This is a genomic window from Mycolicibacter hiberniae (assembly GCF_010729485.1).
In the GTDB taxonomy this organism is placed as follows: domain Bacteria; phylum Actinomycetota; class Actinomycetes; order Mycobacteriales; family Mycobacteriaceae; genus Mycobacterium; species Mycobacterium hiberniae.
In genome coordinates, this window is sequence record NZ_AP022609.1 from 622,289 (window position 1) to 637,433 (window position 15,145).

Here is a 15,145-nt window from a genome sequence, read left to right on the forward strand (position 1 = left end):
GACGCCCGGGGAGCGAAGGATACTCGCAACGGGCGGCAACGCCCTCGCCGCCTCACCGGAACGGTTCCCAGACGGGTTTTCGCCGCGACATCGCTGGTAGGGGCCTTATTGGCCCTCGGGATGTCGCCGGTGTCCACGGCGCCCGCGGCGGCTGACCTCGACGATATTCTGGCGCCGCTCTGGGACGCGATCAGCACCGCGCAGGTAGAGCCGGATCTCTTCGCGGCATTCGGCGTGGAGCCGCCCTTCGCCTCGCAGGCCGATGACCTCGGCTGGGAGGCCCTCTACGACGGCCTGAGCGACTACGTGGACAGCAACGGCTGGTTGCTCGACCTGATCAACGCGCCGTTCGTCACGATGTTCGGGCGGACGTTGATCGGCGACGGGATCGACTTCTACACCGGCACCAATGATTCCTGGTTCGGCTGGGTGCCCGGTATCGGCGATCTCGGTGACGGCGGGTTCTTGTTCGGCGATGGCGGCACCGGCGCCGACGGGACGGCCGATCACCTGGCGGGCTACGCCGGCGGCTTCGCCGGCATGTGGGGCAACGGCGGCGACGGCGGCGCCGGATTCGACGGGGGAACCGGGGGCGCCGGCGGCGACGGCGGCTGGCTGGCCGGTAACGGCGGGGCCGGTGGTGTCGGCGGTGCGGGCGCTGACGGTGGTGACGGCGGTGCCGCCAATTGGCTGGCCGGCGACGGCGGGGCCGGTGGCGCCGGTGGCGCGGGATTCGCCGCCGGCTGGACCGGTGAAGCCGGCGGGGACGGCGGCAACGGCGGCGCCGGTGGCCGCGCCGGTCTTTTCTTCGGCAGTGGTGGCGCCGGCGGGAACGGCGGGGCGGGCGGCGCGGGATCTGCGGGCGCCGACGGCGCGACACCGGGCGCCGCGGGCGAGCACGGCGGTGCCGGTGGCGCCGGCGGCGACGGCGGTATCGGTGGTAGCGGCGCCAGCGCGGGCGCGCACGGTGCGGGCGGTGCCGGTGGTGCCGGCGGCAACGGTGGTCGGGGCGCGGCCGGCGCCGCGGGAGCCGACGGCACGGCCTCGCATGTGGATGGATTGGCCGGGCAGGCCGGTGGGGCCGGGGGCAATGCCGGCGCCGGCGGCGCAGGGGGCGCCTCGGGAGCGGGCACCGTCGCGGCCAGCGGTCTGCACGGCGCCGCGGGCGTCGGTGGTGACGGCGGCGCCGGTGGGGCGGGCTTTCACGGTCTGAACGGCACGGCAGAGCGCATCGACGGCACCAACGGGGGCGCCGGGGGCGCCGGCGGCGCCGGGGGCGCCGGCGGCGCCGGGGGTGCCGGGGGAGTCGAGGTCGGCGGCGGCCGGGCGCTGCAGGGCGACGGCGGCAACGGGGGCGCCGGTGGCTCGGGTGGCGCTGGTTACAACGGTCGGGACGGCGCTGCGGCGACGACACCGGGTGCGGCCGGCGGCACCGGCGAGAACGGCGGCGCGGGCGGTCATGGCGGCGACGGCGGGCAGGGCGGCGCGGGCCGAGTCGACGGAGTTCAGGGTGTCGGCGGCGCTGGTGGCGACGGGGGCTCGGGAGGCCGCGGTGGCGCCGGGGCCAGCGGAGTGGACGGCACCGCCGGGCGTATCGACGGCCAGCTCGGCGGTAGCGGTGGTGCCGGCGGCAACGGCGGGGTCGCGGGTAACGGGGGCAGTGGGTCGCTGGGCGGTTCCGGGGGCACCGGAGGTAGCGCCGGAAGTGGCGGTGCCGGCGGCGCCGGCGGAAACGGTTCCGGTGGCGGCAACGCCGAAGCGGCGGGCAGCGGAGGCGACGGGGGAGTCGGCGGTCAGGCCGGCGGTCGGGGCGCCGGTGGCGTGGGCGGCGCCAACGGCGACGGCATCACCCAGGCGGCCGACGGTTCCGGGGGTGCCGCTGCTGCGTCGGGTAACGGCGGTGCGGGCGGCGACGGCGGGCGCGGTGAGGTGTCGGCCGGCGCAGCGTTCGGTCAATACGGCGGCACCGGGGGCACCGGCGGCCATGGTGGTGTCGCCAACGGCGGGGCGGCCGGAAGCGGTGGCGCCGGCGGTGCCGGTGGTGCCGGGTCTGCGATCGGCCTGGGTGCGGTCGGCGGTGGTGGAGGCACCGGTGGCGCCGGCGGAACCGCGGACGGGACGCGAGCCGGACAGGGCGGTGGCGGTGGCGGCGGTGGGGGCATGGCCTCCGTCACCGGTGCCGGTGCAGCCGCCGACACGACGGTGACCGGCGGCCGCGGCGGCGATGGTGGTGCCGGCAGCGCCGACACCGCGGGCGAGACCGGCCGAACCGGAGGCCAGGCCACTGCCGTGATCGACGGAAGTTCCTCGGGCGTGACGGTCACCGGCGGGAGCGCCTCGGCCCGCGCCGACGGCGCCGACGCGGCACTGAACGTCGGCGCCGGCAGCAGCGTCGAGCACAGCAGCGTCACCGCAGGCACGGTGGGTGCCGGCGGCAGCGGCGGTTCGGCATCCCTGGCGGCCACCAACGGCGGAAGCATCGTGGGCAGCACAGTCACCGGCGGCAACGGTGACGACCGCACCGGCAACGGCGGCAACGCCTCGATCTCCGTCGACGGGACGGGCAGCAGTGTCGTCGACAGCGTGGTGATCGGCGGCGGCGGGGCTCAGGGCGCCGACGGCGGTGCGGGCGGCGCCGGTGGTTTGGCGGAGGTGAACGCCTGGGAAGGCGGCAGGGTCACCGACAGCGTCGTCATCGGCGGTTCCGGTGGAGTGGGTGCCGACGGAGGTCTCGGCGGTGCCGGCGGTCGCGCTTCGGTCAGCGCCGGCCCCGGCGGCGTCGCCGCGGTGGAGGCCCGGGGCGGCCTCGGCGGTGCGGCCGACGGCGCCGGCAGCGTCGGTGGGGCCGGCGGCACGGGGGTGGTCGGCAGCGGAATCCTCGGTGAGGGCGGCACGATCACCGGTACCGCAACCGGCGGTGTCGGCGGAGCGGCGGACGGGGGCGGGCGCGGCGGCGTCGGCGGCAGCGGCGGGCTCTACGCCTACCTGGGCGGCCACGCGGAGAACAACGACGCCACCGGCGGTGCGGGCGGCGCTGGTCTGGCCGGCGGCGTCGGAGGAGCGGGCGGCTACGGCGACGTCTATTCCACCGGCGACGTCTATGACGGCACCGTCACCGGTGGCGCCGGCGGCGCCGGCATCTCCGGTGGTATCGGAGGTGCCGGTGGGTACAGCTTCCTGCAGGCCGGTGTCGAGCCCGGTGACACCGCCGGCGTCACCGGTACCAGCACCGGCGGAGCCGGGGGCATCGGTGGCGCCGGCGGAGTAGGCGGGACCGGCGGGTTAGCCATGATCTTCGCCGGCACCGTCTCCCAGGTGAGCGGCACCGTCATCGGTGGAGCGGCCGGAAACGCCCTCGACGGCGGGTCCGGCGGGGCCGGCGGCTACGCAGCCATCGCGACCTTGGAGGACAACGTCGTCGTCAACGGGACGGCGATCGGGGGCGACGGCGGAGCGGCCGGCGCAGCGGGAATCGGCGGCGCGGGTGGCGCTGGTGGTGACGGCGGCATCAGCAGGATCGATCTGGTCACCGACGCCGGCCAGATGATCACCGACGGCACGTCGGTCGGCGGCGCCGGAGGAAACGGCGGAGACGGCGGTGCGGGTGCCGACGGCGGTGACGGCGGTGACGGCGGCGCGGCCTTCACCACCGGTGGCAGCGACAGCATCGGCGGAGGCGGAGGAAACGGCGGAAACGGCGGTGCCGTAGGGCCCAACGGCGACGGCCACGGTGGCCGGGGCGGAAACGGCGGCACCGGCTACGGCGCCGTCGGCGGCAACGGCCAACACGGCGGCAACGGCCAGGCCGACGGCACCCCCGGTGCCGACGGTGCCCCCGGAGCCGACACCCCGTAGCGCCGTCGGCGTCCCGGTAGGCTGCCGGGGTGGTGAAACCCTGGCGCGTCGGTGTTGTCGCGACGGTTGTTGCGGTGCTCGCCGCCTGTACCAGTCAGGTGCACGAGGCCACGGCGGACCCGGTGGACTGTGCGGTGGTCAAGTGTGTGGCCCTGACATTCGATGACGGGCCCTCGCCTTACACCGATCGGCTGCTGCGGGTGTTGAACGATGCCGGGGCACGCTCCACGTTCTTCCTGATCGGCAACAAGGTGGCAGCAAACCCCCTGGCTGCCAAGCGGATCGCCGAAGCCGGTATGGAGATCGGCAGTCACACCTGGGAACACCCGAACATGACCACGATTCCCGCAGCGAACGTGCCGGCTCAGTTCGCCAAGGCCAACGACGCCATCCGGTCGGCCACCGGGCACACGCCGACCTTGTGGCGGCCGCCCGGGGGGCTCACCGATGATGCGGTCAATGCGCAGGCCGCCCAGTTCGGCCTGGCGGGGATTCTGTGGGATGTCGTTCCCTTCGACTGGATCAACGACGCCGACACCGCCGCCACCCGCTACATGTTGATGACGCAGATCCGGCCCGGTTCGGTGGTGCTGTTCCACGACACCTACTCCTCGACCGTCGACCTGGTGTATCAGTTCCTGCCTGTGTTCAAAGCCAACGGCTACCACCTGGTCACGGTCAGCGAGCTCCTCGGGCCGCGCGCACCGGGAAGCGTGTACGGCGGACGCGAGAACGGTCCGCCGGCCAACGAGCTGCACGACATTCCCACGGCGGATATCCCGGCGCTGCCGGCCACACCTTCGCCGCCGCCGATGCCGAACTTCCCGATCACCGATATCGCCGGGGCCAATTCGGGGGGACCCAACAACGGCGCCTGATGGCCGCGGATCCGGGATATGTTGTCAGTGGACGCTGCTAAAATCGAACGTGTGTTCGAACAGTCGCCGAGGGTTCCGTCTCCGGAGGCGATGGCGCGGCTCAGTGAGCGGTTCCGGCGGCGCTATCCGCCCCAGACGCCGGAGTCGGCTGCCCTGGTGGAGCGGATCTGTGCCACGGCGCGGGCGGAGAATCGGGCCGCCGCGGCGCACCTGGCCGCAATCGGCGAGTTGTTCGCGCTGCGGCTGAGCCGGTGCGGTGAGACCGCGCAGTGGGCCGTGGACACCGAGGCGGCGGTGGCCGCCGAGGTTGCCGCGGGTTTGCGGATCAGCCAGGGGCTGGCGGCGAGCCGTCTGCGGTACGCGCGGGCGATGCGCGAACAGTTGCCCAAGGTGGCGCAGGTGTTCAAGGCCGGCGATATCGACATCCGAATGTTTCAGACGATCGTGTACCGCACCGGTCTGATCACCGACGCGGACGTGCTGGCGGCGGTGGATGGCCAGTTGGCGGCGCAGGTGGCCCGCTGGCCGTCGTTGACCCTGAGCCGGTTGGCGGGGCGCATCGACAAGATCGTCGCCAAGGCCGACAAGGATGCGGTGCGGCGCCGCCGAGAGCGGCAGGCCGAACGTGAGATCGTCATCGAAGACTTTGCCGAGGGCGGCATGTCGGAGATCCGCGGCAGCCTGTTCACTCCCGATGCCCGCGCTGTGGACAAGGCGCTGGATGCGTTGGCCGCCACGGTGTGCGAGCACGATCCTCGCGACCTTGGCCAGCGGCGTGCCGACGCGATGGGCGCGCTGGCGGCGCGGGCGGACCGGCTGGGCTGTCGCTGCGGTCGCCCGGACTGTTCGGCGGGAGGGCGTCCGGGAGCGTCGCCGGTCGTCATTCACGTGATCGCCGGGCAGGCCACCGTCGACGGTGTGGGTGAGGAGCCGGGATCACTGGTGGAGGCCGATGGCCTGCTTCCGCCGGAGCTGATCGCAGAGCTGGCCAAGTCGGCTCGGTCAGTGCCGCTGGTGCACCCTGCCGATGCCCCGGCCGAGCCTGGGTATGTGCCCTCGAAAGCATTGGCGGATTTTGTGCGTTGCCGGGACCTGACGTGTCGTTGGCCGGGGTGCGACCGGCCGGCGGCCGACTGCGACATCGACCACACGATCGCATTCGGCGACGGCGGAGCGACCCATGCGTCGAATCTGAAGTGTTATTGCCGCACACATCATTTGGTGAAAACCTTCTGGGGGTGGCGGGACCAGCAGCTGCCGGACGGAACGGTGATCCTGACCTCGCCGTCGGGGCAGACCTACGTGACCACCCCGGGCAGCGCCCTGGTGTTCCCGCAGCTGTGCGCGCCGACGGGGGATCTGCCGGCGCCGCAGCGGGAATCGGTTGCTGCGTGCGGTGACCGCACCGCGATGATGCCGCGGCGCCGGCGCACCCGCGCCCAACACCGCGCGGCCCGCATCGCGACCGAACGCAACCAAAACCGCCAAGCCCGCCAAGCCCGGCGTGCCGCATTCAATGTCGTCTGGTTCCCGCAGGTAGCCTCCGGCATCGACCTCGACGACCCACCGCCCTTCTAGCGGCACCCTCGACTCTTGACACTGTGACACAGAAAACTATTCTTTGTGTCATACAGCCGAGGAGGCCAGATGACGGCAGTGATCAGCGACGCCAGCATCGATTCGGGCCAACCGGTCCGGCCCAAGGTGATGGCCCAGTTCCGCAGGCACTCCGGCAGCGTGCTGTCGGGCCTGTTCGGCGCCGCAGCGTTCGACGAGGTGGCGCTGGTACCGGTGGCCGCGGCGGTGGACAAGACCGGGCGCTTTGAGAGCAACTTCACCGACCGCGCAATCCGCAGCGGATATTCGGCGCTGCTGGCCATCTGGGGCGACGCCGCGGACCGCGCCGCCGAGGCGGAGCGCCTCAAACGGATGCACCGCGACGTGCACGGCCGCGGCAAAGGCGATTTCGCCGACGTCCGCTACAGCGCGCTCAACCCACGACTGTGGAACTGGATAGCGCTGAGCGGCATGTTCGTCACGCTCAACTCCTTCACCCCGGTCACCGGCATCGCCTGGAACGAGGCGGAGCGCGACGCCGCCTACCAGCAGCTCCTCGAGGCGTTCGGGGCGCTCGAGCTGCCCGGCAAGTCGAGCAAGTTTCCGGCCACCTACGCCGAGGCCGTCGCCTACTACGACGAGGTGGTCCGCACCGAACTGGCCGCCAACCCGTTTCTGGATCGGGTGACCGCCGGCCTGACCCGGCTGCCGATGCCCTCGGTGGTGCCGGCCCCGGTCCGTGCCGCCGCCGCCCCGTTGTGGTCGGTGCTCAGCGCCGGGGCGGGCCGAGTGGTGAAGATCTGCTCGTTCGGGATCATGCACCCCGGGGTCCGCAAGCTCACCGGCTTCGAATGGGAGCCCCGCCACGACGCGGAGTTCTCCCTCTACACCCAGCTGCTGCAGCTGGCCTGGCGGACGCTGCCCGACCGGGTGGTGCTGGTTCCGTTGGCCTACAACCGGATGCAGTACGAGAAGCTGGTCAAGACGCACCGCTCGGTGGCGCTGGAGTCCTTCGCGCCCCCCGGGTGCCCGATGCGATGACAGCCCAGACTCGATGACGCCGCGACGCAGTAACGCCAGCCCCGCCGAACAAGAGGCGGCCATCCTCAAGGCGGCCGCCGAGGAAGTCGGGCTGGTAGGTGTGGGGCGCGCCAGCCTCGACGTCATCGCTCACCAGGCCGGCGTCAGCCGCAGCACCCTCTACCGGCGCTTTCCCACCCGCGACGCGCTGATCACCGAAGTGGGCCGGCGGGCATTCGAGGACGCCATGGTCCAGCTGCGCACGGTGGCCGTGGACGCCGGACCGCACGAGGCCGCGGTGGCGGGGTTCTGCGCCGGGTTGCGCGTGCTCACCACCGACCCGGTGGTGCGCAAGCTGCTGCGCCTAGACGCCGCCGGAGCGCCGATGATGGCCGGGATGTACCAGCAGGCCGAGGTGATCCTCGAGAGCGCCTCGGCCGCCATGGCCAAGGCGCTGCGGGCAGCCGGAGCGACCATGCCGGACGCAGACCTGGCGGCCGTCGCAGAGCTGCATGTGCGCCTGGCCGCCTCCATCGCGCAGATGCCGACGCCGGTACTCGATGCGCGTGACGAGGCGGCGGTGCGTGCCTACGCGAAGAAGTTCCTGGCGCCGCTGGTCTGGTAGCGCTACGGCGCGCCGTCGCTGACCTGAGCCGGCTGCGGGGCGGTCCGCAGACTGATCACCGCTGCCGCCGACGACAGCAGGAATGCCCCCACCACCCACATGGCGGCTTTGCCGTCGCCGGTCGCACCGGTGAGCCATCCGGTGACGTACGGGCCGCCGAAGCCGCTGATGTTGCCCAGCGAGTTGATCAAGGCGATGCCCCCGGCGGCCGCGGCTCCGGTCAGGAACGTCGGGGGCAGCGCCCAAAAGACCGGCATCGCGCACATGATCGAGCACGTCGTCACCGTGATCGCAACCATCGCCAGGTAGGGGTTGGCCATGTGCAGCGCTGCCGGGATGCACACGCCGCCGGCGATCGCCGGAAGCGCCACATGCCAGATCCGTTCTCCCGTCCGGTCGGCATGGCGTGCCCAGGGCACCATGACGATCGCGGCGACGGCGTAGGGAACGGCGGTCACCAGCCCGCGCTCGATGATGCTCAGGTGGCTGCCGAACTGCTGCTGAAAGCCCGCGATGATGGTCGGCAGGAAGAACCCGACCGCGTACAGCCCGTAGACGATGCCGAAGTAGACGAAGGCCAGGGTCAGGACCTTGCGGTGGCGCAGCGTCTTCATCAGCGGCCAGTGCCGATCGGTCCCGGCCGTCGCCTGTTCGTCGGCCAACGTGGTTTCCAGCCAACGGCGTTCGTCGGCGTCGAGCCAGCGGGCCGTGGCAGGTCGGTCGGTCAGATAGAACCAGCAGGCGAATGCCAGCGCGACCGCCGGCAGGCCCTCGACCAGGAACATGAACCGCCACCCGGCAAGCCCGAAAACCCCGTGTCCCCAGTCGATGACGAGCGAGGACAAGGTGGCCCCGATCGCCGTCGACACCGGGACCGCCACCATGAACAGGGAAACGGCCCGGGCGCGCTGCTTGGCGGGAAACCAGAGCGTGAGATAGAAGATGATGCCGGGGAAAAATCCCGCCTCGGCGACCCCGAGCAGAAACCGCAGGGCGACCAGGGTTGGCGCGTTGGGCACGAAAGCGATTGCGGTGCTGATGATGCCCCAGGTCAGCATGATGCGCGCCAGCCAGCGCCGAGCGCCGAAGCGGTGCAGCGCGATGTTGCTGGGCACTTCCAGGAGCAGATAGCCGAAGAAGAAGATGCCCGAGGCGAATCCGAACATGGTCGCGCTCATGCCGAGCGCAGCATTCATGCCGTTGGGCCCGGCAAAGCCGATGTTGACGCGGTCCAGGTAGTTGACGAAATAGAGCAGCGCCAGAAAGGGGATGAGCCGGCGCGTCACTTTCCGCATCGTCGACCGGCCCACGGCCGACCCGACGGCATCGGTGCTCATCGCCGGTCACCGCATCCGATGGCCCCGGCGTCCGGTCTAGTCCTCGTCCACCTTGGCCATCGCCAGCACGTCGAGGCGGCGGTCCAGCTCGGCTTCCGAGAGCTTGTCACCGATCAGGCCGCGGTCGATCACCGTCTGGCGGATGGTCTTGCGCTCCTTGAGGGCCTGCTTGGCCACCGCGGCGGCCTCCTCGTAGCCGATCGCGGAGTTCAGCGGTGTCACGATCGACGGGCTGGACTCGGCCAGCTGCCGCAGGTGCTCCTCGTTGGCCACCAGGCCGACGATGCAGCGCTGCGCGAACAGCTTGGAGACATTGGCCAGCAGCGTGAACGACTCCAGGATGTTGCGGGCCATCATCGGGATGTAGACGTTGAGCTCGAAGGCGCCGTTGCCGCCACCCCAGGCGATCGCCGCGTCGTTGCCGATCACCTGCGCCGCCACCTGGGTGACCGCCTCGGGCAGCACGGGGTTGACCTTGCCCGGCATGATCGAGCTGCCCGGCTGCAGGTCGGGAAGCTGAATCTCGGCCAGACCGGTCAGCGGGCCCGAGCCCATCCAGCGGATGTCGTTGGCGATCTTGGTCAGCGACACCGCGATGGTGCGCAGCGCACCGGATGCCTCCACCAGGCCGTCACGCGCGGCCTGGGCCTCGAACGAGTTCTTCGCGGTGCGCAGCTCGGTGATCCCGGTCTCGGCGACCAGCACCTCGACCACCTTGGCGCCGAATCCGTCGGGGGCGTTCAGGCCGGTGCCCACGGCGGTGCCGCCGATAGCCAGCTCACCCAGGCGGGGCAGCGTCGCCTGCACGCGCTCGATACCGGCGGCGATCTGGCGGGCGTAACCGGAGAACTCCTGACCCAAGGTCACCGGGACGGCGTCCATCAGGTGGGTGCGGCCGGACTTGACCACGGTGCGCCATTCGGCGGCCTTGGCGGCCAGCGCGTCGTGCAGCACCTGCAGCGCCGGGATCAGGTGGCGCACCGCGGCTTCGGTGGCCGCGATGTGCGTGGCGGTGGGGAACGTGTCGTTCGAGGACTGCGACATGTTCACGTCGTCGTTGGGGTGCACAACAACAGGAGGGGTCGCCGTGGCGGCGATCGAGGCGATCACCTCGTTGGTGTTCATGTTGGAGCTGGTGCCCGAGCCGGTCTGGAACACGTCGATGGGGAACTGGTCGTCGTGCTTGCCGTCGGCGATCTCGGCGGCGGCGGCCTTGATGGCGGCGGCCTTCTCCGGGGCCAGCAGACCCAGGTCGGCGTTCACCTGCGCACACGCGCTCTTGAGCAGACCGAGCGCCCGGATCTGGGTGCGCTCCAAGCCGCGCCCGGAGATCGGGAAGTTCTCCACCGCGCGCTGGGTCTGCGCACGCCACAACGCGGTGACCGGCACCCGGACCTCGCCCATGGTGTCGTGTTCGATGCGGTATTCGATCTCGCTCATAGCTGTTCGGTCCTCGCTTGACGTCAGGGCAGGGGATAGGCGGCGTGGGAGTCGCCGGTGAAGTCGACGGCCGAGTACTCGTTGAGCTTCGACAGCCGGTGGTAGGCCTCGATCATCCGGACGGTGCCGGACTTGGAACGCATCACGATCGACTGGGTGGTGCAGCCGCCGGGGTAGTAGCGCACCCCCTTGAGCAGGTCGCCGTCGGTGACGCCGGTGGCGCAGAAGAACACGTTCTCGCCGGAGACCAGGTCCTCGGTGGTCAGCACCGCATCCAGGTCATAGCCCGCGTCGAGGGCCCGCTGTCGCTCGGCGTCATCGGTGGGCGCCAGCTGGGCCTGGATCGCTCCGCCCATACAGCGGATCGCGGCCGCGGCGATGATGCCCTCGGGGGTTCCGCCGATCCCGGCCAGCATGTCGGTGCCCGAGTCCGGCCGGCACGCCGAAATGGCGCCGGCCACGTCGCCGTCGGTGATCAGGCGGATGCGCGCCCCGGTGGCCCGGGCGTCGGCGATCAGCTGGGCGTGCCGGGGCCGGTCCAGGATGCACACCGTCATGTCACGGGCGGACAGGCCCTTGACCCTGGCCACCGCGGCGATGTTGTCCGCGATCGGCTTGGTGATGTCCAGTACGTCCGCGGCATCCGGGCCGACGGCGATCTTGTTCATGTAGAACACCGCCGACGGGTCGAACATCGCGCCGCGCTCGGCCACCGCCAGCACCGAGATCGCGTTGGGCATGCCCTTGCTCATCAAGGTGGTGCCGTCCACCGGGTCGACCGCGAAGTCGCATTCGGGACCGTCGCCGTTGCCCACCTCTTCGCCGTTGTAGAGCATCGGCGCGTGGTCCTTCTCGCCCTCGCCGATCACCACCACTCCGCGCATCGACACCGAGTTCACCAGTTCGCGCATCGCGTCGACGGCCGCGCCGTCGCCGCCTTCCTTGTCGCCGCGGCCCACCCATCGGCCAGAAGCCATGGCTCCGGCCTCGGTCACCCGCACCAGCTCCATGGCCAGGTTGCGGTCTGGGGCTTCGCGTCGCGTTGGTCCCGTCATGCCAGTCACGGCTCATGATTCTCCCAGAGCCGGATCGGCTCGATCGAGCTGGGATACTGGCTTCCGTGACCAACGAGCCCCAACCGGCGCCCAAGCCTGCGAAACCACGTCTGCTGCAGGACGGCCGCGACATGTTCTGGTCGCTGGTGCCGCTGGTCCTGGCCTGTGTCGCGCTGGCCGGTCTGGCCGGTACGTGCGCGTTTCGCCCCGGGGGCGTCACCCCCGGCCCGGTGCCGTCCTACGACGCCGTCGCGGCATTGAACGCCGACGCGCAGACCCTCGGTTTTCCGGTGCGGCTGCCGGCGCTGCCCGAAGGCTGGCAACCCAACTCCGGCGCCCGCGGCAGCATCACCGACGGGCGCACCGACGCCTCGGGGCAGCGGTTGCGCGCGGTGACCTCGCGGGTGGGCTACATCAGCCCGAGCGGGATCTACATGAGTCTGACCCAGAGCAACGCCGACGAGAGCGCCCTGGTCGCCTCGATCCAGCCCAATCTGCACCCCACCGGCACCGAGGACGTCGAGGGCACCCGCTGGGTGGTGTATCAGGGCGACGGCGAACCGGTGTGGACCACCCGGCTGGCCGCACCGTCCGGGGCGACGCAGCTGGCGATCACCGGCGCCGGCAGCCCCGCGCTGTTCCGGACCCTGGCGGCGGCCGTGCAGTCGCAGCCGCCGTTGCCGGCTACCCGGTAGGCGCGTTCGCGGGGCGGGGGTCGGCCTTCGCCCCCCGAGAGGCCGACCGCCGCAGCCGGTTGCCCCGCCGTTTTGTGCGTTCGCGGTTCTGTTCCTGCATTTCCACGCCGTGATACACCGCGAGATAGACGTCGATGGTGGTGACGATGATGATCATCAGCACCGGGCCGATCACGATGCCCCAGAAGCCGAACATGCCGATACCGGCGAAGACGGCCAGCAGCATCAGTGCGGGATTGAGCCGGGCATCGCGGGGCACCAGCACCGGGCGCAGGAAGTTGTCGATGTTGGTCACCACGATCAGGTGGAAGAAGAACACGAACAACCCGCCGAGGACATTGCCGAACAGAGCCATCCCGATGCCGAACGGCATGGTGACGATGCCGCCCCCGAGCGGGATGATCGACAACGCGGTCAGCACGATCGCGAAGATGAAGAACCCCTGGTGGAACCCGCCGATGTACAGGGAGGTGGCGCCGGCCACCCCCTGGAAGGCCGCGATGACGAACTGTCCGCCCACAGTGCCGCGCACCATCGAGCCCATCTTGGCCAGGTACAGGTCCGTCACCTCGGCGCCCAGGGGGTTGAGCCGGCGGATCAATGTGAGCATTTCCTCGCGGTGGGTCAACAGGGCAAGGAACACGTACAAGAAGATGACCGCCGAGGTGACCGCGCCGACCACACCGCCGACGGCGCCCTCCAGGACGTGCAGCAGCAGCTCGCCGCCCTTCTGCGCCACATTCACCATCGCCGAGCGCAGCGTTTCCATGGTCAGCTCGACGTGCAGGTACGGGACTTTGGCCAGCGCGCTGTTGATGAACTTCAGCACTTTGTCGCCCAGGGCGTTGGGATCGGTGGCCTGTACCCAATCGGCGACCTCGCCCACGGCGCGCGATATCTGCACGACCGCCAGAAAGACCAACAGACTGACCGGAACGATCACCGCGACCAGTGCCGCCAGCAGCGTGCCGGCCGCTGCCGGGCCGGTCGGCAGCCGGCGGCTCAGCCACCGGAACAGCGGTGTGAACAGGTAGGCGCCCACCGCGGCGACCACGATCAGCACGAAGTACGTGCGCAGGAAGTACGCGCCGAAAGCCAGCGCCAGCACGGTGAACACGGCCAGGGCGCGCCGTTGGTTGAGGGTGAATTCCTGGTTCATGGGCGTGGATCACTCCACTTGTCGGTGATGGCCCGCCACGGGTCGGCGAACTTCTGGCCGGTGCGGTGGTAGGGGGAACGCCGGCGCAGCACGACGCGGGCCAGCGGCGCCAGCATCCCCAGCAGGTACCGCTTCACGCCGGCTTGGGCGGTGACCTCGGCCAGCATCTGCGGCCAGGAGTGGTGCTGGAAGTCCAGCGCCTCCTGGGCCCGTCGGCAGTCCATCCAGTCGGTGTTGAACCACCCGTCATCGTTGTCGGGGTCGCCGGGCAGGCCCGGAGGCATCCCGTTGACCAAACCCATGGCCGCCGCCATCGCCGGGGCCACATCGCCCTGCAGCTGCCGGTGGGAGTCGTCGCCGCCGACCAGCAGGGTTTCGCCGACCACGGGCGCGGTGGTGGCCGCCACACACGCCGCGGCGACGTCTCGTACGTCCACGGTCTGCAGCCTGCCGTCGGCGGGCAGCAGCTGCTCGAAATACAGGTTGTCGAGATTGACGTAGGGGCCCGGATCCACGGTGAGCACGCCGCCGAGTCGCAGGATCACCCACTGCAGCGCCGAGTCGCGGACCAGTTGTTCGGCGCGCACCTTGTGGTCGCCGTAGACGTCGGCGGGACGGGTCGGGGTCTCGGCGGTCAGCACGCCGGAAACCGAATGCGGGTTGCGGCAGCCGTACACCGCGATGCTGGACGCCAGAACGAAGCGCGCCCGGTCGGGTTCGCGGGCCGCGGCGGCAAGCAGGTGGCCGGTGGCCTCCACGTTGACCCGGTAGGCCAGTTCGCGGCGCAGGTAGATGAACGGCGGGATCACCGCGGCCAGGTGGATGATGGCGGCGGGTTTGACGGTGGCGACCAGTTCGGTGACCGCTGCGGGGTCGGTGAGGTCGGCGTAGCGCACCTGTACCGCTTTCGGCAGTCGGGCCGCGGCTTTTCGATTGGCCGGGATGTCGAGGTCGGTGGCGACCACGTCTGCGCCGTCGGCCGCCAACCGGCGGACCACCGCTGAACCCACCAAACCGAACGCTCCGGTCACCAGCACCGTTTTCACACCGTCCATCCTTAGCCGAAAATCCCCTCGCGCGATGCCGCTTCCGCGCACACCCGACTTTGCGCGCGGGCAAATTTACGGCTTGACCGGGGGCGATTCGGTTAAAAAAACATCGATTAGCAAAGAAATGCATATTCTTTTCCGAGCGGAGAAAACCGGATCACGATCGGCGGCGCAGCGATGACAGCGGCGACCACTTGCCCCACCTGCGGCAGTCAGTGCCTGGCCGGCGCGCGGTTCTGTCACTGCTGCGGTGCGGCGACCACCGCCGCCTCGGCATCCGCGGAGTACAAGCAGGTGACGGTGCTGTTCGCCGATGTGGTCCATTCGAGGGGCATCGCAGCGGCGGTGGGCCGGGCCCGGGGTGACTGCGCCGCCTACGGCGAGTACGCCAAACGTTACCGGCAGAAGGCGGCGATCTGCGGCTACCCCGGCCACGTCGTGATGGCGGAGGCGATGACGTGAGCCCAATAGCCTT

11 protein-coding genes and 1 pseudogene are annotated in these 15,145 nt (G+C 70.8%); 7 read left to right on the top strand and 5 right to left on the bottom strand.

The features are described 5' to 3' along the window. Positions 1–129 precede the first annotated feature (129 nt). From G6N14_RS21350 to G6N14_RS03000, 5 genes are all read left to right on the top strand, one after another. Positions 130–3,855 carry a PGRS repeat-containing protein gene (locus G6N14_RS21350; RefSeq protein WP_163787033.1) on the top strand — a complete coding sequence of 1,242 codons (3,726 nt, stop codon included), beginning with the start codon at positions 130–132 and terminating at the stop codon, positions 3,853–3,855. Between the two features lie 29 nt (positions 3,856–3,884). Continuing rightward, positions 3,885–4,733, top strand: a complete 849-nt coding sequence (locus tag G6N14_RS02985) for a polysaccharide deacetylase family protein (RefSeq protein WP_085133826.1) — start codon at positions 3,885–3,887, stop codon at positions 4,731–4,733. 90 nt (positions 4,734–4,823) lie between these two features. Further along, entirely contained in the window at positions 4,824–6,311 is a 1,488-nt protein-coding gene (locus G6N14_RS02990; RefSeq protein WP_179960863.1) for an HNH endonuclease signature motif containing protein, read from the top strand. 69 nt (positions 6,312–6,380) lie between these two features. Then, a complete protein-coding gene (locus G6N14_RS02995) occupies positions 6,381–7,331 on the top strand; it encodes an oxygenase MpaB family protein (protein WP_085136973.1) in 951 nt (316 codons plus the stop codon). A gap of 13 nt (positions 7,332–7,344) precedes the next feature. Continuing rightward, positions 7,345–7,935 (top strand): TetR/AcrR family transcriptional regulator, encoded by a 591-nt coding sequence (locus G6N14_RS03000; protein ID WP_085136975.1) that lies wholly within the window; start codon positions 7,345–7,347, stop codon positions 7,933–7,935. 2 nt (positions 7,936–7,937) lie between these two features. Here G6N14_RS03000 and G6N14_RS03005 read toward each other — a convergent pair whose 3' ends face one another. Genes G6N14_RS03005 through glpX form a run of 3 tightly spaced genes read right to left on the bottom strand, consistent with a single transcriptional unit; the run spans position 7,938 to position 11,767 of the window. After that, on the bottom strand, positions 7,938–9,272 hold the full coding sequence (locus G6N14_RS03005; RefSeq protein WP_085136977.1) for an MFS transporter: 1,335 nt from the start codon (positions 9,270–9,272) through the stop codon (positions 7,938–7,940). Positions 9,273–9,308: 36 nt separating this feature from the next. Continuing rightward, on the bottom strand, positions 9,309–10,712 hold the full coding sequence (locus G6N14_RS03010; RefSeq protein WP_085136979.1) for a class II fumarate hydratase: 1,404 nt from the start codon (positions 10,710–10,712) through the stop codon (positions 9,309–9,311). Between the two features lie 23 nt (positions 10,713–10,735). Beyond that, complete coding sequence (gene glpX / locus G6N14_RS03015) at positions 10,736–11,767, bottom strand: class II fructose-bisphosphatase (RefSeq protein WP_179960801.1); 1,032 nt, start codon at positions 11,765–11,767, stop codon at positions 10,736–10,738. 65 nt (positions 11,768–11,832) lie between these two features. Here glpX and G6N14_RS03020 point away from each other — a divergent pair, with 65 nt between their 5' ends. Beyond that, a complete protein-coding gene (locus G6N14_RS03020; RefSeq protein ID WP_109559906.1) occupies positions 11,833–12,462 on the top strand; it encodes a DUF4245 domain-containing protein in 630 nt (209 codons plus the stop codon). Here G6N14_RS03020 and G6N14_RS03025 read toward each other — a convergent pair. Then, positions 12,452–13,621 carry an AI-2E family transporter gene (locus tag G6N14_RS03025; RefSeq protein WP_085136985.1) on the bottom strand — a complete coding sequence of 390 codons (1,170 nt, stop codon included), beginning with the start codon at positions 13,619–13,621 and terminating at the stop codon, positions 12,452–12,454. The two genes, G6N14_RS03020 and G6N14_RS03025, sit on opposite strands and share 11 nt — an antisense overlap. Continuing rightward, positions 13,618–14,667 carry an NAD-dependent epimerase/dehydratase family protein gene (locus G6N14_RS03030; RefSeq protein WP_234809011.1) on the bottom strand — a complete coding sequence of 350 codons (1,050 nt, stop codon included), beginning with the start codon at positions 14,665–14,667 and terminating at the stop codon, positions 13,618–13,620. Before G6N14_RS03030 ends, G6N14_RS03025 begins: the two co-directional genes overlap by 4 nt. 180 nt (positions 14,668–14,847) lie before the next feature. On the opposite strand from G6N14_RS03030, the pseudogene G6N14_RS21420 reads away from it, so the two are divergent. Further along, positions 14,848–15,030, top strand: a pseudogene (locus tag G6N14_RS21420) (hypothetical protein); the annotation flags it as partial. Positions 15,031–15,145 lie beyond the last annotated feature (115 nt).

Excerpts from the sequence above, each read along its gene's own strand:
- G6N14_RS02990 (WP_179960863.1), top strand. The coding sequence starts at position 4,824 with ATGGCGCGGCTCAGTGAGCGGTTCCGGCGGCGCTATCCGCCCCAGACG.
- G6N14_RS02995 (WP_085136973.1), top strand. The coding sequence starts at position 6,381 with ATGACGGCAGTGATCAGCGACGCCAGCATCGATTCGGGCCAACCGGTC.
- G6N14_RS03000 (WP_085136975.1), top strand. The coding sequence starts at position 7,345 with ATGACGCCGCGACGCAGTAACGCCAGCCCCGCCGAACAAGAGGCGGCC.
- G6N14_RS03005 (WP_085136977.1), bottom strand. The coding sequence starts at position 9,272 with ATGAGCACCGATGCCGTCGGGTCGGCCGTGGGCCGGTCGACGATGCGG.
- G6N14_RS03010 (WP_085136979.1), bottom strand. The coding sequence starts at position 10,712 with ATGAGCGAGATCGAATACCGCATCGAACACGACACCATGGGCGAGGTC.
- glpX (WP_179960801.1), bottom strand. The coding sequence starts at position 11,767 with ATGACGGGACCAACGCGACGCGAAGCCCCAGACCGCAACCTGGCCATG.
- G6N14_RS03025 (WP_085136985.1), bottom strand. The coding sequence starts at position 13,621 with ATGAACCAGGAATTCACCCTCAACCAACGGCGCGCCCTGGCCGTGTTC.